This is a genomic window from Pseudoduganella sp. GW821-FHT11H04 (genome assembly GCF_058807935.1).
In genome coordinates, this window is record NZ_JBXARE010000010.1 from 20082 (window position 1) to 40068 (window position 19987).

20 protein-coding genes are annotated in these 19987 nt (G+C 63.9%); 11 read left to right on the forward strand and 9 right to left on the reverse strand.

The window, feature by feature from the left end:
- Positions 1–12: 12 nt before the first annotated feature.
- Together AC1RTP_RS20210 and AC1RTP_RS20215 are read right to left on the reverse strand one after the other, a co-directional pair.
- Positions 13–672 carry a cytochrome b/b6 domain-containing protein gene (locus AC1RTP_RS20210; protein ID WP_498609891.1) on the reverse strand — a complete coding sequence of 220 codons (660 nt, stop codon included), beginning with the start codon at positions 670–672 and terminating at the stop codon, positions 13–15.
- Positions 673–683: 11 nt separating this feature from the next.
- Positions 684–1130: a rhodanese-like domain-containing protein gene (locus AC1RTP_RS20215; RefSeq protein WP_498609892.1), complete on the reverse strand. Its 447-nt coding sequence runs from the start codon at positions 1128–1130 to the stop codon at positions 684–686.
- Here AC1RTP_RS20215 and AC1RTP_RS20220 point away from each other — a divergent pair.
- The 11 genes from AC1RTP_RS20220 to AC1RTP_RS20270 all read left to right on the forward strand — a co-directional run bounded on the left by AC1RTP_RS20220 (position 1129) and on the right by AC1RTP_RS20270 (position 15018).
- Entirely contained in the window at positions 1129–1287 is a 159-nt protein-coding gene (locus AC1RTP_RS20220) for a hypothetical protein (protein ID WP_498609894.1), read from the forward strand. The two genes, AC1RTP_RS20215 and AC1RTP_RS20220, sit on opposite strands and share 2 nt — an antisense overlap.
- Positions 1288–1501: 214 nt before the next feature.
- The gene (locus tag AC1RTP_RS20225; RefSeq protein WP_498609895.1) at positions 1502–4297 is read left to right on the forward strand and encodes a TonB-dependent receptor domain-containing protein; all 2796 of its coding nucleotides are present in this window, start codon (positions 1502–1504) and stop codon (positions 4295–4297) included.
- 170 nt (positions 4298–4467) lie between these two features.
- Positions 4468–7218 carry a TonB-dependent receptor gene (locus AC1RTP_RS20230; protein ID WP_498609896.1) on the forward strand — a complete coding sequence of 917 codons (2751 nt, stop codon included), beginning with the start codon at positions 4468–4470 and terminating at the stop codon, positions 7216–7218.
- Positions 7219–7398: 180 nt separating this feature from the next.
- Positions 7399–9696, forward strand: a complete 2298-nt coding sequence (locus AC1RTP_RS20235; RefSeq protein WP_498609898.1) for a DUF1549 and DUF1553 domain-containing protein — start codon at positions 7399–7401, stop codon at positions 9694–9696.
- Between the two features lie 43 nt (positions 9697–9739).
- Complete coding sequence (locus tag AC1RTP_RS20240; RefSeq protein WP_498609900.1) at positions 9740–11185, forward strand: DUF1501 domain-containing protein; 1446 nt, start codon at positions 9740–9742, stop codon at positions 11183–11185.
- 12 nt (positions 11186–11197) lie between these two features.
- Entirely contained in the window at positions 11198–11581 is a 384-nt protein-coding gene (locus tag AC1RTP_RS20245) for a hypothetical protein (RefSeq protein WP_498609902.1), read from the forward strand.
- A 4-nt stretch (positions 11582–11585) separates the two neighbouring features.
- Positions 11586–12203, forward strand: a complete 618-nt coding sequence (locus tag AC1RTP_RS20250; RefSeq protein WP_498609904.1) for a c-type cytochrome — start codon at positions 11586–11588, stop codon at positions 12201–12203.
- Between the two features lie 18 nt (positions 12204–12221).
- Positions 12222–12815, forward strand: coding sequence for a peroxiredoxin (locus AC1RTP_RS20255; protein ID WP_498609906.1), 594 nt, complete (start codon positions 12222–12224; stop codon positions 12813–12815).
- Between the two features lie 16 nt (positions 12816–12831).
- Positions 12832–13809, forward strand: a complete 978-nt coding sequence (locus tag AC1RTP_RS20260; RefSeq protein WP_498609908.1) for an SMP-30/gluconolactonase/LRE family protein — start codon at positions 12832–12834, stop codon at positions 13807–13809.
- Positions 13810–13839: 30 nt separating this feature from the next.
- A complete protein-coding gene (locus AC1RTP_RS20265; protein ID WP_498609910.1) occupies positions 13840–14319 on the forward strand; it encodes a c-type cytochrome in 480 nt (159 codons plus the stop codon).
- 3 nt (positions 14320–14322) lie between these two features.
- Positions 14323–15018 (forward strand): lectin, encoded by a 696-nt coding sequence (locus tag AC1RTP_RS20270; protein ID WP_498609911.1) that lies wholly within the window; start codon positions 14323–14325, stop codon positions 15016–15018.
- A gap of 60 nt (positions 15019–15078) precedes the next feature.
- Here AC1RTP_RS20270 and AC1RTP_RS20275 read toward each other — a convergent pair whose 3' ends face one another.
- From AC1RTP_RS20275 to ccmC, 7 genes are read right to left on the reverse strand one after another with little or no spacing between them, the layout of a single operon-like run.
- A complete protein-coding gene (locus AC1RTP_RS20275) occupies positions 15079–15723 on the reverse strand; it encodes a tetratricopeptide repeat protein (RefSeq protein WP_498609912.1) in 645 nt (214 codons plus the stop codon).
- On the reverse strand, positions 15720–16109 hold the full coding sequence (locus AC1RTP_RS20280; RefSeq protein WP_498609914.1) for a cytochrome c-type biogenesis protein: 390 nt from the start codon (positions 16107–16109) through the stop codon (positions 15720–15722). The genes AC1RTP_RS20275 and AC1RTP_RS20280 overlap by 4 nt, the downstream gene beginning before the upstream one ends.
- The gene (locus AC1RTP_RS20285; RefSeq protein ID WP_498609916.1) at positions 16099–16617 is read right to left on the reverse strand and encodes a DsbE family thiol:disulfide interchange protein; all 519 of its coding nucleotides are present in this window, start codon (positions 16615–16617) and stop codon (positions 16099–16101) included. Before AC1RTP_RS20285 ends, AC1RTP_RS20280 begins: the two co-directional genes overlap by 11 nt.
- Positions 16614–18590 (reverse strand): heme lyase CcmF/NrfE family subunit, encoded by a 1977-nt coding sequence (locus tag AC1RTP_RS20290; protein ID WP_498609917.1) that lies wholly within the window; start codon positions 18588–18590, stop codon positions 16614–16616. Before AC1RTP_RS20290 ends, AC1RTP_RS20285 begins: the two co-directional genes overlap by 4 nt.
- Positions 18587–19018 carry a cytochrome c maturation protein CcmE gene (ccmE, locus tag AC1RTP_RS20295; RefSeq protein ID WP_498609919.1) on the reverse strand — a complete coding sequence of 144 codons (432 nt, stop codon included), beginning with the start codon at positions 19016–19018 and terminating at the stop codon, positions 18587–18589. The genes AC1RTP_RS20290 and ccmE overlap by 4 nt, the downstream gene beginning before the upstream one ends.
- Positions 19015–19188: a heme exporter protein CcmD gene (gene ccmD, locus AC1RTP_RS20300; RefSeq protein WP_498609921.1), complete on the reverse strand. Its 174-nt coding sequence runs from the start codon at positions 19186–19188 to the stop codon at positions 19015–19017. The genes ccmE and ccmD overlap by 4 nt, the downstream gene beginning before the upstream one ends.
- Positions 19185–19970 carry a heme ABC transporter permease CcmC gene (ccmC, locus tag AC1RTP_RS20305; RefSeq protein ID WP_498609923.1) on the reverse strand — a complete coding sequence of 262 codons (786 nt, stop codon included), beginning with the start codon at positions 19968–19970 and terminating at the stop codon, positions 19185–19187. Before ccmC ends, ccmD begins: the two co-directional genes overlap by 4 nt.
- Positions 19971–19987: the final 17 nt, after the last annotated feature.

Genomic DNA, 19987 nt, shown 5'->3' on the forward strand with positions numbered 1-19987 from the left:
GGGATTCCTTTCTCAGATTTTTGCCAGGCCGGCGCCGCTGGCAAGGCTCATCGCCAGTACGGCGACACCGACGGCGCCCGCGAGCGCGCTCCAGTGCCAGGTGGCGACGCCTTGCCCTGTGGGCCTGGCGGCGTTCTTCCAGCCGGTGACCATCGGCTTGACCAGGTTGGTCTTGCGCAGCAAAAGGTAGGCCGCGATGGCCGCCACATGCAGCGCGATCAATCCAAACAGCACGTAGGCCAGCTTCTGGTGCAAGCCAGTCAGCTGCAGCGAGCGCGCTTCGTCAACCAGGTTGGCCAACGGCCCCTGGAAGGAGATTTCATCGTTTCCAAACAGCCCGGTGCCCGCTTGCGCAAGCAACAGGGCCAGCAAGGCAAACACGGACAGCGCGCCCAGCGGGTTGTGACCGTGGCCCTGCCATTCGCCCGCAAGATAGGCGCGCAGGCGGCCTGGTGTCGGGGCGAAATTCACAAAGCGCGCGGCCGCCGCACCGGCCAGGCCCCACACCAGCCGGAACGCCACCAGTCCGATAATGGCAATGCCCGCATAACTGTGGATGGTCATCCAGTCGCCGCCCACCAGGCCGGTCGCAATCGCCACCGACACCGACAGCACCAGCGACCAGTGGAACAAGCGGGTTGGCAGGTCCCAAACGTAAATGCGGGAACTCATAAGAGGCTTCCTTATTGCGGTGCTGCCTGGGCGACTGGGCGTGCAGGCGGTGGCGTTACGCGCGTGATTTTGCCGCCCTGCGCCTCGTAGTCTTCAGACCCGGTGGCGCCGGCCACCTTGTAGCCCTTGCTGGTCAACAGGTCGCCGACGGCGCCTGCGCGGTGGGCGTGGTTCGACACGGTCAGGATCACGCGGTCTTTCGGTATGTAGGCCAGGTTTTGCTCAACTTCCTTGGCCTGTACATTCAGGTAGACCGGAAAGCTGCCTTTGGCGGTCAATTCGTCGGGACGGCGCACGTCGACCACCAACAGCTTTTCCGGCTTGGCCAGCAGCTTGTCGACTTCGGCGCGCTCCAACTGCTTCGTCTTGTATTTCCACTCCTGCGGCGCCTGCTGCGCGAAGGACGATGCGGCCGCCAGGACCAGGCTGAAGGTGATCAGGGATTTCAGGGCTTTCATGGCATTCCTTAAAAAGCGCAGTGCGCGAATCGCACCGCTGTCGCCATGGGTGATCGCAACTACCGTGCCAGTTGCTGCTGCAACGCCGCAAAACCGGCTGCAAGCCGCGCCGTTACTGGCCTCCCGGCCAAGCTGCCGCCACCGTCCCGCGCATTGAGCACTATTGCAACTGGTGCCCGGGCAGCAAGCGCCATACTGCGCTGCTGCAAACGCAGCACCTTGCGACTTTGTTGCCGCAACAGCAGTCACGCCTATCCGGTGCTGCGGCGACATCAGTGAAAACAGCCGACTTCCAGCAACGACGGGGCTTACTTCAATGGCATGGTCCTTGCGACGCGTAAGGCATTTTCACCATGACCTGGACGCCATACATGCATAAGCAAATTCATCGCCGTCATATCATTCGCCTGCTGCCGATCGTCGCAGTGCTCGCGAGCAGCGGGATCACCGCCCACGCTGCCGGACAGTCAAACGAACCCGCCATTGCCGAACTGCGCGCAGAACTGGCCCGCATCCAGGCCGAGAATGCACGCCTGCGGCAAGCGCTCGCCGCGCAAACGCCGTCCCCTGTGCCGGAGGCCGAGCCTGCGGCCGCGCCAACGACGCCAGCCGCGCCGGAAGAGGAGGCGCAGGCCCTGGGCGCGGTCACGGTACGTGGGCGCAAGAAGATAGAGACGCTGAAGGACGTGCCGGTTTCCTTCTCCGTCGTCAGCGGGCAGGAACTGGACCGCGAACTAGCGCAGGATTTATCCTCCATCACCAAGCGCGGCGCCAACGTGCAATTCAACCAGAACAACACGCGCGGCGCCTCGCTGTCGGTGCGCGGCCTGGGCAAGCGCTCCTTCACCGAGACGCAGGACCCGAGCGTCGGCGTCGTAGTGGACGGCGTGAGCTACGGCCTGTCGCAGCTGGCCAACTTTGACTTCTACGACGTGGAGTCGGTCGACGTGACGCGCGGCCCGCAGGGCACCCTCGGCGGCAAGGGCGCCAGCTCCGGCGTCGTCAGCATCAACACGCGCAAGCCTTCGTTCTACCCCACGGCCGACTACTCGCTCACCTATGGCCGAAACGAAACCGTGATCGCCAAGGCCAACTTCGGCGGTCCGGTGATCGAGGAGCTTCTGGCCTGGCGCGGCTCCTTCATCGTGCACCGCGCACGCGGCTACTACGATAACAATTTCGACCACAACTACAGCCTGTATAACAAGAACCGCGTCAGCGGCCGCACGCAGTTCCTGTTCACCCCGAGCAGCACCTTCAACGCACGCATCAGCCTCGACGTGGAACCGCACGCCCCGCAGCTGCAGAACGGACTGACCTTTTACAAGAATGCGCCCGATACCTTCGCCGACGGCAGCCTGACCGACCCGAGCGGCACTACCGCACGCGCCAAACTGGCCGGCTTCCGCAATGCCGCCGGTGCCTTCACCGGGCCGCGCGACTGGTTCGTGGGGCGCTCGTTCAATGGCGCGCCCTACACTTACGATAACAACTACATCGGCGACGACCGCATCAACTTCAATGAAAACCAGGGCCAGACCGTGCACAGCAAAGGTGCCTCGGCGGAACTGGTGTGGGACTTGCCGGGACATACCTTCAGCTCACAATCGGCCGTGCGTACCTACTCCTTCGATGCGCACAATGACGAGGGCACGCCATTCGACATCAGCCGCAACGGCGGCGGCGGCGTCGATTACAAGCAATTTACGCAGGAATTCAAACTCAAGTCGAAGCCGGGCGGCGCCTTCGACTACGTGACGGGCCTGTTCCATATCCGCACCGACGATGACATTGCCTCTAAATCCGGCTGGGGCTCGGATGCCGGCGCATGGTTCGCCACCAATGCCCAGTACAACACTCTTGACCGCAACGCCGGCGCCAACCGGGGCGCCGGCCGTTCGCTGCTGAAGGATTCCCTGGATGACCTGGTCGTCAAGGGCGACACCGTGGTGCACACCAATAGCACCGCCATCTTCGGTAACACAAGCTGGCATGCGACCGACGCTTTCAGCCTGACCGGCGGGCTGCGCGTCACACGCGAGGACCGCACCACCACCGATACCCGGGTCCTGACGGCCAATGGCGCCGGCGCTGCGCTCAATCCGGTGGCGGTGCGAGGCGTGGCGCTGGGTGGCTTCAACAGCACAGGAAGCGGAACGCTGGCACCCGGCAACAGCCCCGAACAACTGGCGCTGGCCGATGCCGTCGCCTACAAGTACTTTGGCGCCGCATCCTACGGCAGCCTGACCGCGGTCCAGCGGGCGCAGGTAGCGGCCGCCAAGGCGCTGCGCGCTGGCCAGATCGGCCAGTTGATTCCTGGCGTCGAGAGCCGGTACAAGGACACGCTCTACACCGGCGCCCTCGCGCCTTCCTACCGCTTCAACGACCAATACACCGCCTACACCTCCTGGCAGTATGGAGAAAAGTCCGGCTCCGCCCTGAACGTGAACGGCGTCAATGCCAATGTGCGCCCCGAAAAGACCCATGCCTTCGAGGTCGGCCTGAAAACCAGCCTGCCGCAATACGGCCTCGTGCTGAATACAGACCTGTTCCTGATGAAGATCAAGGATTACCAGTCCGCCGTACGGGTGGTCGATGAATTCACCACCGCCACCAATATCTCCAATAACCAGACCAACCCGATCGCCTACGTCACCGCCCAGGGGAATGTGCCGCGCGCACGCGCCAAGGGCTTCGAGTTCGACGGGGTGTACAGCGGCATCCAGAACCTGTCGGTGCGCTTCTCCGGCGCCTGGAACGACGCCCGCTATACCAGCTTCCCGCAAGCGGCCAAGCCCGAAGAACTGGCCTACCTGCCGGGCGCCTATATCGACCAGAGCGGCCTGCCGCTTCCGGGCGCCGCCAAGTGGACCGGCAATATCGGCGCCGAATACCGCAGGCCGGTGGAAGGCAAGGAATATCATGCCAGCTTCAATACCGCCCTCACCAGCCGCTATAACAATACGGACACCCTGTCTTCCTATGGGTGGGTCAGCGGAGGAGCGACCACCGACCTGTCGTTCGGCATCGGCTTCAAAGGCGGCTTCGACGTCAGCCTGGTCGTGAAGAACGCCTTCGAAAACCGCAAGCATGAACCGGCATGGCTTAGCTACTCGCCCAATCCGTATCCGCTCTGGTATGGCGTAACCTTCAGCGGAAAGCTGTAAAGGGCCATATGCATATATGGCTTTCGCCATGAACGGTTCGGTGCAGTGAAGACTGGGTGCTGTTGCGCTGCCAACAGCACCTGTCTGAGGAATCCTTTACCTAAAGGCTTTCTGCTCTGGCACGCCAATTGCAAAACTGAGGCTATTCCCTTGTTGAACGAAAGCCTCGCATGCAGAACCATAAAAAACGCCGCTCCCCGCTCCCATTCCGCCTGTCGCCGATCGCCGCCACCCTGGCCGGCGCAGCCCTCCTGACATCGTCTCCGCTGTACGCCGCAGACCCGACGGTCGCCGAATTGCAGGCCGAAATAGCGCGCCTCAAGCAGATCATCGCAGCGCAGAATCCGCAGACTGCAGCTGCAGCCGCTCCGGAAACTGCTGCCGCTTCGGAAGCGGCGCCTGCGCCGGCTGCGGAAGAATCGCAAACCCTGGGTGAAGTCACAGTGCGCAGCCGTAACCGCCTGGAGCGGCTGCAGGACGTTCCGCTGTCGGTATCGGTCGTCACTGGCAAGGAACTGGACCGCCTGCAGGCGACCGACATCAAGTCGCTGACACAACGCGCCGCCAACGTCTCCTGGAACCAGGGCAACCAGCGCACCGCCAGCCTGGCCATTCGCGGCGTCGGCAAGCAAGGCCAGACCGAAGCCCAAGATCCGAGCGTCGGCCTGATCGTCGATGGCGTCAACTACGCTTATAACGCCCTGTCCTCCAGCTTCGACTTCACCGACGTCGATGCGGTTGAAGTCACGCGCGGTCCGCAAGGCACGCTGCTGGGCAAGAACACCAGCGTCGGCGTAGTCAACGTCACCACCCGCCGCCCTTCCTTCACTCCGGATGCATCGTGGTCGTTGACCCTGGGCCAGCAGGATACCGTGCAGGGGCGCTTTGCCGCCGGCGGCCCTATCGTCGACGGCTTGCTGGCCTATCGCGCCAACCTCTCGGTCAGCAAGGGTGCGGGCGACATCAAGAACGCCTACAACCGCGATATCACCTACACCAACAAGGACCGCGTTTCCGGCCGCCTGCAATTCCTGCTGACGCCCGATCCGTCCTTCAGCGCGCGCATCGCCCTCGACGTGCAGCCGCGCGCCGGCGAAACCACCAACGGCCGCACTATCAACACGCCAACGCCGAACGTCTATTCCAACGGCGCCCCCAATACGCTGGCCACCGACGCAGCCGTCCGCTTCGCACGCCGCTGGTTCACGCAGCAGACCGGCTACACCTACCAGGACAATTTCCTGAACGAGAAGAACGGACAGGTCAACAACGACAACCAGCGCCCCCTGGTCACCGGCAGCAACGGCGCTGCGGCGGAACTGAACTGGACCCTGGACAAATTCAATATCACGTCCATCAGCGCCTACAAGGACTATCACTTCAACGCCACCAACGACGAGGGCACGCCGTTCGACGTGCATCGCAACTCGGGCGGCTTCTGGAACGATTACCGCCAGGTGACGCAGGAGCTGCGATTGAGCTCCCAGCCGGGCGGCTTTGTCGACTACCAGACCGGCATTTTCCTCATGAAGGTGAACAACCAGGCCGACTACCGCCGTGAGTGGGGCAACGACGCCGGCGCCTGGTATGCCAACGCCGCGCAGTACAACCGCCTCGACGCCAACGCCGCCGGCCGCTACCTGCTGCAAAACTCGCTCGACCGCCTGCAGATGTCCTTCAACTCGCCGGCCGGCACACAGGATATACGCAATAAGAGCGCCGCCATCTTCGCGCAGGCCAACTGGCACTTCTCGGATCCGCTGACCGTCACCACCGGCCTGCGCTTCACGCGTGAAGACCGCCGCAACACCGGCAGCACCCTGGTCAACAACTACGGCAACGCGCCGGAACTGAATCCCGTCTCGATCAATGGCGTCTCCTTTGGCGGCTTTGCGACTGCCGCCAATGGCTCCCTACTGGCCAGCAATAGCGCGGACCAACTGGCCCTGGCCAACAAACTGGCCGCCAAATACTTCAACGCCGCTTCCTATAGCGCACTGAGCGCCGCACAGCAGCAACAAGTGGCAGACGCGAAAGCCATCCGGGCATCCCAGATCGGCGTGATCTTCCCATCGACCGAAGCGGCGCCGTTCAAGGACACCCTGCCCGCCTTCGTGCTGAGCCCTTCCTACAAGTTCAACAAGGACCTGACGGCTTACGCTTCGTGGCAGTACGGTGAGAAGGCCGGTATCTCCCAGCTGACCAATGGCGTCTCCAACCTGGTGCGCAAGGAGAAGACCAGCGCTTTCGAAACCGGCATCAAATCCGCACTGCTGGACCGCAAGCTCCTGATCAACGCCAACCTGTTCCTGATGAATATCAAGGACTACCAGCAAGCCGTGCGCGTACTTGACGTGTACACCACAAACTTGAACAACGACGGCCAGCTGTATTACACCACCGCCACTGGCAATGCGCCGAAGGTGCAAGCCAAGGGACTGGAGTTCGACGGCGCCTACTCGGGCATCCCGTACACGACCTTGCGCTTCTCCGGCGCCTATACCGACGCTTTCTACAAGGACTTCAAGCAGTCGGCGCAACCGGCGGAAAACGGCTATCCAGGCGCTGCGCCTTACCGCGACGTTACGGGCCAGGCCTTGCCGGGGGCATCGAAGTTCACCTTCAACATCGGCGCCGACTTCCGCAAGCCGGTCTGGTCGAACAAGGAAGTGCATGCCAGCTTCAACACGGCCTTCAACTCGCGCTACAACGCGGACAACACGCTGTCGAGCTATGGCTGGATCGGCGCTTCGTCGATCACCGACCTTGCCGTGGGCCTTGGCACGCGCGGCGGCTCTTTCGACGTCAGCGTGGTGGTGAAAAACGCCTTCGGCAACGACGCGCCGCTCACCCGCACCTGGAACAGCTACACGCCAGCCGTATCGCGCTGGGCGGGCCTGGTGGTCAGCGGCACGCTGTAAGCGCGTACTGATGATCCAACAACAGTGGTGCTGCCGCGCTGCCTGCGGCGCACCACCTGCCCGCCGCAATGCGGTCGCGAAGTCCTTAGGAATCAAATACTTGCGCTAAGCGACCGACCCGGCACGGGGGTTGCTAATTAGAGCTTCAGGCATAAAACCAATCCACAGGAGCTGCTGAAGATGAAACTCAGAACCACCACCCTAGCCATTCTGTTGGCCACATCCACCGCAGTCACCATCGCGGCGGACGAGAAAGCACCAGCCAAGGCGTGGCAGTACTCCACGGTCCAGGCGCCGGAAGTCCCCGCCGTCAAACAGAAGGCCTGGGTGCGCACCCCGATCGACGCCTTCGTCCTGGTCAAGCTGGAGCAGAAGAAGCTCAAGCCATCCCCTGACGCCGACCGCGCCACCTATATCCGCCGCGCCACGCTCGATACCTGGGGCCTGCTGCCGACGCCGGAAGAAGTCGAAGCCTTCGTTAAAGACAAATCGCCGGACGCTTACGAGAAGCTGGCCGACCGCCTGCTGTCGTCGCCGCACTTCGGCGAGCGCCAGGCGCGTCGCTGGCTGGACCTGGCCCGCTACGCAGACAGCGCTGGCTTCCAGAACGACAACACCCGCCCCAACAACTACCGCTACCGCGACTACGTGATCAAGGCGTTCAACAGCGGCAAGCCTTTCGACCGTTTCATCAAGGAGCAGGTAGCGGGCGACGAACTGTTCCCGGACAGCCAGGAAGCGAAAGTCGCCACCGGCTTCCTGGCCGGCTACCCGGACAACTCCAATTCGCGCGACCTGGTGCAGCGCAAATACCAGATCGCCACCGATATGACCGACACCGTCGGCGAGACCTTCCTGGCTTCGACCATCGGTTGCGCGCGCTGCCACAACCACAAAGCGGACCGCGTAAGCCAGAAGGAGTACTTCCAGCTGCAAGCCTTCTTTGCCAACACCAGCTTTGACGAAAAGGTGGCCGCCGAGAAGGGCCCGGAAGAGCTGGAGTACGAAAAGAAGCAAGCCGCTTACCGCGCCGCCACCAAGGATATCCGCGACAAGCAGAAGGCCATCCTCGACACCGTGCGCGAAGCCGGCGTGAAGTACCACAAGGAGCGCTACCTGACCGACAGCCGCGAATCGATCTTCAAACCGGAAGCGCAATGGACGGCGCTGGACCGCTGGGTCAACTTCCGCCTGAAAAGCGTCAGCACGGAAAACGACGTGGTGCAATATCTGCGACTGACTGCGGAAGACAAGGACAGCGCGGACTACAACGCGGAGAACGTCGAGAAGTGGAAGCAATACCAGAAGCTGACCGCCGACCTGCGCAAGTTTGACAAGCAGCGCCCCGATCGCGGCTCGCTGTTCCTGACCGCCGCTACGGAACTTGGCCATGCGGACGCGCCTCCAACCCATGTCCGCTTCGGCGGCGTGCACGAGGCGCCGCTCGATCCGGTGGAACCAGGCATTCCGGCTCTGTGGGCCAATGGCGCCAAGGTCGAGATCAAGCCTACCGCCACTTCCTCCGGCCGCCGTACTGCGCTCGCCAACTGGCTGGCCAGTCCGGAGAACCCGCTGACGGCGCGCGTCTTCGCCAACCGCGTCTGGAGCCAGTACTTCGCCAACGGCATCGTTGCCACGGTGGCGGACTTTGGCCGCGCTGGCCAGAAGCCGACCCACCCGGAACTGTTGGACTTCCTGGCAACCGATTTCGTGAAGAATGGCTGGAACGTCAAGCAGCTGCACCGCCAGATCCTGCTGTCCTCGGTGTACCGCCAATCGTCCACCGAGCGCGCGGATATTGCGGCGGCCGATCCGGACAACAAGCTGCTGGGCGTCTACCCACGCAAGCGACTCGAAGCGGAGCAAGTGCGCGACTCGCTGCTGGCAGCCTCCGGCCGCCTGGAAGACAAGCTTGGCGGCCCCGCCGTGTTCCCGAAAGTGCCGTCCAACTTCAGCGCCGGCAACCTGTGGACCGATTCCAAGGATCCGCATGACCAGTACCGCCGCAGCATTTACACCTTCGTGCGCCGCAGCGTGCCTTACCCGCTGACGCAGAACTTCGACCCGGCCGATCCATCGCAAGCGCACCACAAGCGCAACGTGACGACCACCCCGCTGCAGGCGCTGGCCCTGTTCAACAGCGACGTGGTGCTGGGCTGGTCGCAAGCGCTGGCGGGCCGTGTGATCCGTGAAGCAGGCAGCGATGAAAACGCGCAGCTGAACCGCCTGTACGAAATCCTGTTCGCCCGTACGCCAAGCAAGGAGGAGCGCGCCACCCTGAAAGGCTTCCTGGACCAGCAGGAAAAGATCATCCAGGCCCGCAGCAGCGTAGCCGGCGACAAGGACGAAGGCAAGTTCGAGGTAAGCATCCCGACTGGCCTGGACGGTAAGCAGAAGGTGAACCCGATCCGCGCCGCGGCGCTGGTGGACCTGGTGCACACCGTCGCCAACTCGAACGATTTCATCTACCGCTTCTGATACCGGCTTCTGAACCCGACTACAACCAAAAGGAAAAACAATCATGTGCTTCAATTCGCGTCGCGACTTCCTGCTGAAATCCGGCTTTGGCCTGGGCGCCGCCGCTGTTACCGGCCTGTTGCCGGGCGGCGGCCTGCTGCAGGGCGCCATGGCGGCCGACCTGGTCGATCCGCTGGCCCCGAAAGCGCCGCACTTCCCGGCCAAGGTCAAATCCGTCATCTGGCTGCATATGAACGGCGCCCCCAGCACGCTGGACCTGTTCGACTACAAGCCTGACCTGATCAAGCTTGCGGGTCAGGACGTGCCGGCCTCCTTCCTGAAGGGGATCAAGACCAGCACCCAGGGCGGCGTCGGCAAGCTGTACGCTTCCAAGCGTGAGTGGAAACAGCATGGCGACAGCGGCCACTGGTTCTCGGACCTGGTGCCGAACCTGGCCACCCAGTCGGACAAGATCGCCTTCATCAAATCCAGCGTGACCGTGGGCGCCACCCACGACATCTCGATCCTGAAGCTGAACACCGGCGACCTGAGTCCGGGCCGCCCTTCGCTGGGCGCCTGGATCAGCTACGCGCTGGGTTCCGCCAATCCCGACCTGCCGCCGTATGTGGTTCTGTACAACGGCAAGAACGAACCAAGCGCAGGCTCCGTCAACTGGAACTCCGGCTTCCTGCCGGCGGTGTACCAGGGCACGGCCTTCCGTCCCGGCCCGTCGCCGATCTTCTACCTGGAGCGCCCGGAACTGCGCACCGAAGGCCAGCAGCATGCCTCGCTCGATCTGCTGCGCAAACTGAACCAGAAAAACGCCGAACGCTATCCGTCCGACACCGAACTAAAGGCGCGCCTGCGCTCCTACGACCTGGCCGACCGCATGCAGGTGTCGGCGCCGGCCGCCGTCGACCTGTCCAAGGAAAGCGACGCCACCAAGGAACTGTACGGCATCAACGACGAAACTTCGTCCAGCTACGGCACCACCCTGCTGCGTGCGCGCCGCCTGGTGGAGCGCGGCGTGCGCTTCGTGCAGGTGGTGTCCGGCGCCCCGGATGGCCAGACCGAGGTCACCAGCTGGGACGCCCACAACGACTTGGAAAAGAACCACAGCGTCAACGCACGCATGATCGACAAGCCGATCGCCGGCCTGCTGGCCGACCTGCAATCGCGCGGCCTGCTCGATTCGACCCTGGTGGTGTGGACCTCTGAATTCGGCCGCACCTCGTATGGCCAGAGCGGCAACGGCCGCGACCACAACCCATGGGGCTACACGCAATGGGTGGCGGGCGGGGGCGTCAAAGCCGGCTACACCCATGGCGCGACCGACGAAATCGGCCTGCAGGTGGCGAACAAGGACCAGGCAGTCGATACCTACGACCTGCACGCCACCGTGCTGCAGTTGTTGGGCCTCGACCACCTGAAGACCACGTTCCTGAACAACGGACGTTCCGAGCGCCCGACCGTCGTGTACGGGAAGGTAATCAAGGAACTGCTTGCCTGACCTTGGAGACGCATGCGAAAAGTACTAATCCTTATCCCCCTGCTGTCTGCTGCCATCGCCCTGAATGCGGTTTGCGCTGAACCGGAAATGGGCATGGACCTGATGCAAAACATTGAGGACGCCAACAAAAGCCTGTCATCCGATATCGCCTTGGGCAACAAGCAGGCGGCCGGCGACGATGCGAAGGAGCTGGCCCGCATGTTCCTGGAGGTGCAAACCTTCTTCGAACATAAGGCCGATGCCGCCAACGCGGTAGACCTTGCACGGCAAAGCCGTGAACTGTCGACCGAAATCGTGCAGTTGGTCGCCACCGGCAAGTTCGAAGCCGCCACCGACAAGGCCACCACCTTGTCGCGCACCTGCCGCACCTGCCACACCTTCTACAAAAAGGAATAGGCGGATGGCAGCAACCCACGCCGTGCTGCTGGCAGGCCTGCTGTCTGCCGTCCTGCCCAGGGGCGACGCCGAATCCGGCCGGCTCAAGGCCGACTCGGAGCGCTGCCTCGAATGCCATGGGCAAGCTGGTGTCGGACAGGGCTACAGCGCCGGCGAGGAGGGCAAATTCGCCCGCCTCGCCGGCCAGCAGCACGCCTATATCGTCAAGCAGGTGGAGGACTTCCGCGCCGGCCGGCGCAAGGGCGACTTCATGGCAATGATGGCGGCCAGCGTCAGCGACCAGGACGTGGCCGACATTGCCGCCTACTTCGCCGCGCAGCCGGCCATGGCGGGCGCCGGGCCGCGCCAGGAAACCGTGCAGCACAGCGCCATTGCCCGATTGTTCCGGCAAGGCGATTCCGCGCGCCAGGTCACCGCCTGCGCCGCCTGCCACGGCCCGGCAGGCGAAGGCTTGGCCGGTGCAGGGCCGGTCATCGGCGGCCAGGGGCGGCGCTACCTCGCACAGCAGCTGCACAACTGGCGCAGTGGTGAACGCAGCAATCACCCCGCCATGCGCGCCGCCGCGTCCCGGCTGACGGATGAAGAAATCGACGCGCTCGCACTCTACGTGTCGGAAATGTAAGACAACAAAGGAGAGAACATGCTAAAAAAAATCGTGACCGCCGCCGCGCTGGCAACGCTGGGAAATATCAGCGCCCTGCCGGCCCACGCTGCCCTGAACGCAGGCGACGCCGCCCCCGCCTTCACTACCCAGGCATCGCAATCGGGCAAGGCCTTCGAATATTCGCTGAAGGATGCGCTGAAGAAAGGCCCGGTCGTGGTCTATTTCTATCCGTCCGCCTACACCGGCGGCTGCAATGTGCAAGCGCATACCTTCGCCGTCAACCATGACAAGTTCACCGCCGCCGGCGCCACCGTCGTCGGCGTATCGCTGGACAGCATCAAGCGCCTGAACGACTTCTCCGCCGACCCGGAATACTGTGCAGGCAAATTCCCGGTCGCTTCCGATGCCGACGGCAGCATCGCCCGCTCGTATGCCTTGGCGGTGCGCGACATCGCCGCAGGCAAAAAAGATACGCGCGGCGCCGACATCGACCATGCCGCCACCGAACGCACCACCTTTATCGTCACGCCCGATGGCCGCATCGCTGCGACCGTTGGCGGCCTGACGCCGGCAGCCAACGTTGAAAAAGCGCTGGAAGCCGTACAGCAACTGCCACGCAAACGTAGTTAAACCAAGGACCAGAACAATGAAAAAACCCCTCACCATCGCCCCTGTACTGGCAGTGCTGCTCGCTGCCTTCACTGCAAATGCAAACGCCCAGCAATCGACCGCGGCCATTTCGGGCGTGGTCGCCGCCGGCACCCCGATTGAATTGATCAAGGAAGGCTTTAATGGCACCGAAGGCCCGGTCGCCCTGCCGGATGGGAACTTCGCCTTCACCGAAACCCAGGCCAACCGCATTACGCGCATTGCGCCGGACGGCAGCATTTCCACTTTCCTGGAAAACAGCAACGGCTCCAACGGCCTGGCCATCAGCCAGGATGGCGATGTGTACGCCGTGCAGGTAAAAGACCCGCAAGTAGGCATCGTCTACCCAGCCAGCAGCGCACGCGTGCTGGCGGTGCGCTACGATGGTGCACCGTTCGGCCGCCCTAACGATATCGTATTGGACCGCAAGGGCGGCGTGTACTTCACCGACTCGGGCGTGAATCCTCCGGCGCCAGGCGCAGCACCCGCGCCGCAACCAGCGGAGAAACCGGCCAAGCCCGCCGTCTACCACATCTCCAGCGAAGGCGCACTCACCCGCCTGGCGGCCGACATTGAGCGCCCGAACGGCATCCAGCTGAGCCCAGACGAAAAGACACTTTACGTCGCCAACACTTTTGGCGAATACGTTCTGGCCTACGACATCCTCGGCGATGGCAAGGTCGGCCAGCGCCGCAATTTCGCCAAGCTGGAAGGCTACCGCAAAACCGAGACCGGCGGCACCAGCGGCGCCGACGGCTTGGCCGTCGATGAGGAAGGCCGCGTGTATGTCGCCACCACGGCCGGCATCCAGGTCTTCAGCAACAAGGGCGAAGCGCTGGGCATCATCGCCCTGCCTAAAGCGCCGCAGAACATCGCCTTCGCGGGCCCGGGCAAGAAAACCCTGTATGCAGTCGGCCGCGGTTCCGCGTACAAGATCGCCACGCTGACCCAAGGCTTCACCGGCCGCGCCAAATAACACACTTTCACGACCAACCCGAGGACCCCCATGAAGAAAGCAGCAACCCTCATCGGCGCCGCCGCGCTGGCGGCAGCCACCTTTGCCGCCACCGCCCCGGCCCTTGCCCAGCAAGCTCCCAAGCCGGAAAACCTGATCAAATGGCGCCAGTCCGCCTTCCAGGTCGTCGCCTGGAATACCGGCCGTATCAAGACTTCTCTCGAGGGAAGCTACAACAAGGAAGAAGTGCAGCGCGCCGCCGCCAGCATCGCCGCCATCGCCAACGGCGGCCTGGCGGCGCTGTTTGCGCCGGGCACAGAGCAAGGCAAGGGCTGGCACGACACCAGCGCCAAGCCGGAACTATTCAAGGACCCGAAGAAGTTTGGGGAGCTCAACGCCAGCTTCGCCAAAGAGGCGACCGAACTGGCATCGCTGTCGGCCGGCGGCGACGTGAACGCGATCAAGGCGCAATTCGGCAAGCTGCAACGCACCTGCAAGAGCTGCCACGACGACTTCAAGGCAAAGGAGTAATCCATGGCGAGCAAACTCCAAACCACCGTACTGGCCAGCGTTGCGCTGGTGACTGCCGCCCTGGCCGGCCACGTGCTGGCGCAGCAGCAGGCGCCGGATCCATCCAAGCCGCTGGGTTTCTTCGTCACCAGCGAAGGCGTTGGCAAAGGCGCCGACCTGGGCGGCCTTGCCGGCGCCGACGCCCATTGCCAGAAGCTGGCCACCGCGGCCGGCGCAGGCAGCCGTACCTGGCACGCCTACCTGAGCACCCAAGCTGCGGATGGCAAGCCTGCCGTCAACGCACGGGACCGCATCGGCAAGGGCCCATGGTTCAACGCCCGCGGCGTGCAGGTCGCACGCGATGTCGCGCACCTGCACGGCGACTCGCTGGAAGCTGCGCAGTTGGGCAATAACCTGAGCCGCAACACCGTACTGACGGAAAAGAACGAGCCGGTGAAAGGCGCAGGCGACAAGCCGAACGAGCACGATATCCTGACCGGCTCCACGCCGGATGGCCGCGCCTTCGCCGACGCAGCCGACCACACATGCAAAAACTATACGAGCAGCACGGCAGAAGGCTCCGCCCAGCTGGGCCACTTCGACCGTACTGGGGGCGGTAACACTTCGTGGAACTCGGCGCACCCGAGCCGTGGCTGTGGCCAGCAAAACCTGGTCTCCACCGGCGGCGCCGGCCTGCTGTACTGCTTTGCTGCGAACTGAGTAAGGGGATAAGCTAGCAGCCTTCGGGGGCATGCCTTGCGCATGCCCCTTTTTTTGAGACTACTGCAGCGCGGCTTGCGCTTCCACTCGCTGAATGCTGGCCTCGATTGAACGGGCCATGCTGCTGCCGGCGGGTGCGAGCGCCAGGACTTTCTTCCAGAAGCGTAGAGCGGCGGCATGGTCATTGCGTTCCAGCGCGGCGCTGCCTGATAGCGCCAACGCCTGCACATGCTGCGGGTTGAGCGCCAGCGCACGCTGCAGGACCTGCTCAGGGTCACCGGACAAACGCTCTCCCTGCGCCATGCCCAACACCACCGCATAATCAGCCAGCAGGTCCGCACTTTCCCCTTCCAGCGCAATCAGCTGGCGATAGGCTTGCGCCGCCTTGTCGAAGCGGCGCAGCGTTTCATACGAACGCGCCAGCATGCGCCAGCCATCGGCATCGCGCGGCTGGGTCTTCAGGCGCGCCGCCAGCCGAGAGACCATCGCCTCGACTTGTGGCGGAGTGGCGGCGTCAAGCGACTGCTGCGCAGGCAGCAAAGCCGCGGGTGTCCCGAGCGCGGCATACAGGCCTAGCGCCAGCAGCGGCGCACTTAAGGCGATAGGAAGTCCGCTGCGCCAGCGCTGCCGCCCTCCCAGCGGCGCCAGTACCGCTGCAAAAGCAAAAGCAGCCATTACCCCGGCCGCCACAAAGAACCAAGTCATACTTCTTCTCCTTGCTGTCTTTTCAACGCCCGCCATAGCCCGTAAAGGCCCGCACCCAGCAGGACAAAGGGGCCGAACCACAGCGGCCAGGTGCTCGGCCGAACCGGCGGCTTATACAGCACGTAGTCGCCATAGCGCTCGCTGAGGAAGGCGATGACTTCGTCCTCGCTGCGGCCCGAAGCCAATTGTTCTTGCACGACTGCCTTCATGTCTTTCGCCAGCTTCGCGTCCGAATCGGCGATGGTTTGGTTATCGCACACCTGGCACCGCAGCTCCGCCGCCAACTTATCCACCCGTGCTTGCAGATCGGCGCCTGTGGTTGGCGCAGCGGCAAAGGCGCCCGCCGCCGCTGCCAGGACCAGGCCTGCTGTCAAATCACGCACCATTCAGCTCCTTCACCAGCGGCAGCAGTTTTTCTCGCAATACCTGCTCGGTCACCGGACCCACATGGCGCAAGCGTATGCGCCCCTGCTTGTCGATGACAAAGGTTTCAGGAACGCCGACCACGCCCCAATCCATGCCCACCCGGCCATCGCCATCGAACACGGCGGCCAGATAGGGATTGCCATGCTCTGCAAGCCATTTGCCGCTATCCTCGAACTTGTCGGTGTAATTGAGGCCGACGATCGGCGCCACGCCCTGCTGCGAAAGGTCCACCAGCACTGGATGCTCTTTGCGGCAAGGTCCGCACCAGGAAGCCCACACATTCAGCAGCCAGACCTTGCCCGCCAATTGCTGCGACTGGAAAGGCTGGCCATCCGCGCCGATGCGCTTCAAGCTGAATTCGGGGGCCGCTTTGCCAGCCAGCGCCGTCGGGCGTTCGTCATGTTTGAGGCCAAGGCCAAGCAGGGCCAGTAAAGCGGCGAGGGCCGCCACGGGGATATAACGCTTCATGCCGAAACTCCTTCAAGCGAGGTAAGTTGTGAAATCTGTTCCGGCGCAGCACGCCGCACGCGGTAGCGGCGGTCGACGGCAGCCAGGAAGCCGCCGAGCGCAATGGCCAGCGCGCCGCTCCAGATCCAGGCCACGAAGGGCTTATGCTGGATGCGCACCTGCCAGCCGCCGTCGGCGGCCGGTTCGCCCAGCGACAGGTAGAGGTCGCGCGTCCAGCCGCGATCGATCGCCGCTTCCGTCATCGGCGACTGCTGCACCGGGTAATAGCGCTTTTCAGGTTGCAGCACGGTGATGCGCTGGGCGCCTTGCCAGACCTCGAATGTGCCGCGTACCGCTACATAATTCGGGCCGTCGTGGCGATCCACTGCCATGAAGCGGTACTCCAGCTCTCCCGCGTGCACCGAGGCGCCGACACGCAAGCTGGTATCGACGTGGCTCTCGCCCGATTTGACGAGGGAGACGCCTGCCACGAACACTGCCAGTCCAACGTGCGCCGCCAGCATGCCCCAATAGCTGGCAGGCTGGCGCAGCAGGCGGTGGCGCCAGCTTCCGCCCTCGCCGAGGCGATGCCACAAGTGCAGGCCGCTGGCCAGCGCAATCCACAAGGCCAATGCCAGGCTGGCTGCGGCCAGCAGGCCAAGCCCCGCGCCCAAAACCGCCGTCGCCCCGGCCACAAACGCGGCCAATGCAGCAAAGCGCAACGATGCCGGCAATGCCTGCCAGGTATCGCGCTTCCACGCGACGAAAGGCCCGGCGGCCAGCAACGCCAGCACCGGCAGCATCAGCGGCGCAAACACGGCGTCGAAATAAGGCGGGCCGACCGATATTCGGCCCATGCCAAGCGCTTCGAGCAGCAGCGGGTACAGGGTACCAAGCAGCACGGCTGCAGTTGCCGCCAGCAGCAGCACGTTGTTCAGCAACAGCAGCGTCTCGCGCGACCACAAGGAAAAGGCGCCGCCGCCAGCCAGCGCCGGTGCGCGCCAGGTGTATAGCACGAGCGCACCGCCAATCACCGCGGCCAGGAAGCCCAGGATGAACAAGCCGCGCTGCGGATCGCTGGCGAATGCGTGTACCGACGACAGCACGCCGGAGCGCACCAGGAAGGTCCCGAGCAGCGACAAGGAAAACGCAAGGATGGCCAGCAGCACGGTCCAGCCGCGGAAAGCGCCGCGCTTCTCCGTCACCGCCAACGAATGCAGCAGCGCCGTGCCAGCCAGCCACGGCATGAAGGACGCATTTTCCACCGCATCCCAGAACCACCAGCCGCCCCAACCCAGCTCGTAGTAGGCCCAGAAGCTGCCCATGAAAATGCCGAGCGTGAGGAAGGCCCATGCGGCGAGGGTCCAGGGCCGCGACCAGCGCGCCCAAGCCGCATCGAGCCGCCCACCCAGCAAGGCCGCCACCGCGAAAGCGAATGCCACCGAAAATCCGACATAGCCCATGTACAGCAGGGGCGGGTGGATGATCATGCCAATGTCCTGCAGCAGCGGATTCAGGTCGCCGCCGTCGCGCGCCGCAGGCAGCAGGCGCTCGAATGGATTGGAGGTGAAAAGGATGAAGGCCAGGAAACCCAAGGCGATCAGCCCCATCACCGCCAGCACACGGGCCGCCATGTCTTGCGGCAAGCGCCGGCTGTCATAAGCCACGGCGGACAGCCATAACGCAAGCACCTGCATCCACAATAGCAGCGAACCCTCGTGCCCGCCCCAGGCGCCGGCGAGCCGGTAATGCAGCGGCAGCATCGAATTCGAATGCGCCGCCACGTAGCGAATGGAAAAATCGTTCTGCGCAAAGCTGGCCAGCAGCAGGCCGAAAGACAGCATCACGAACAAGGCCAGCGCACAGGCCACGGGCCGCGCCAGCGCTATCCAAGACTGCCGGCCGCGCCAGGCGCCCGCCAAGGGGAAAGTCCCCAGCACCAGCGCCAGGCCCAATGCCAGCATCAGCGAAAAACTGCCCAACTCACCAATCATGGGGTACCTCCCTTGGCGTCGGCCAGCGCCTTGGCCGCTTCCGGCGGCATATAGTTCTCGTCGTGCTTGGCCAGCACTTCATCGGCGACGAACTGGCCGTTTTCCAGCCGGCCCTGCGCCACCACGCCTTTCCCTTCACGGAACAAGTCGGGGAGGATGCCCTTGTAGCGCACGGGAATCGTACGCGCGAAATCGGTGACGATGAATTGCACGGACAGGCCATCCGCCTCGCGCTGCACGCTACCCTTCTGCACCATGCCGCCAATGCGGAAGCTGCGGTGCTGCGGCGCGTCCCCAGCCGCCACCTGCGCCGGGGAGTAGAAGAACACCATGTTTTTCTGGAAGGCCGACAGCACCATGGCTGACGCGCCGCCAAGCGCCAGCAGCGAAATCGCCAGCAGCAGCAAACGTTTCTGGCGGCGCGTCATGCCTGCCTCCTGCGCGAAGCCTGGGCCGCCGCCAGCAAGGCGGAACGTTTGCGGCGTGACAGCAGCACGAGTTCAAGCGCCAGCGCGCCGGCGGCGACCAGCACCGAACCCCAGACATAGGCGCCGTAGCCGCCCATCGCGATGAATTCTTCGAAGCTGAGCCAGATCATGCGACACCTCCTTGCGCCAGGCGCGCCACCCAGGCCGAATGCCTTTCGCGTTCGAGGATGATGCAGCGCAGCCGGACCAGGGCGGCCGCGGCGGCGTATGCCCACATCGCCAGGGTCATCACCAGCATGCCTAGCAGCATGGGCGTTGCGATGGTCGGGGCCGAGGCGACAGAGACTGAAGCGCCCTGGTGCAGCGTATTCCACCACTTCACGGAGAAGTAGATGATGGGCAGGTTGACCGTTCCCACCAGCGCCAGCACGGCGCCCGCACGGTCGGCGCGGCGTGGATCGTCGATCGCCGCCTGCAGCGCGATGAAGCCCAGATAGAGGAAGAGCAGCAGCAACTCGGACGTCAACCGCGCATCCCACACCCACCACGCGCCCCAGGTCGGCTTGCCCCACAGAGCTCCGGTCCAAAGCGCCAGGAAAGCGAACAGCGCCCCGGTTGGCGCCAGCGCGCCCGCCATCATGGCTGACAAGCGCGTGTTGGCGACCAGGCCAACCGCCGACCAGAAGGCCATTGCTGCGTAAATCACCATCGAGAGCCATGCTGCGGGAACATGGACGAAGATGATGCGGTAAGCGTCTCCCTGCTGCGCGTCCGTGGGCGCAATGAGGAAGCCAACATACAGGCCCGCAGCCGCCAGCACCACCGACAGCGGCAACAGGAGAGAAACCAGCACGCCAGCCGGCCCATAAAACGCCTGCGGCGAGGCGAACTGCAGCCAGCGCCTGCCCCGCGCAGGGGCGCCTGGTTTGGCGATTGATAATTGCCCTGACATTGTGACTCCTTTGAATT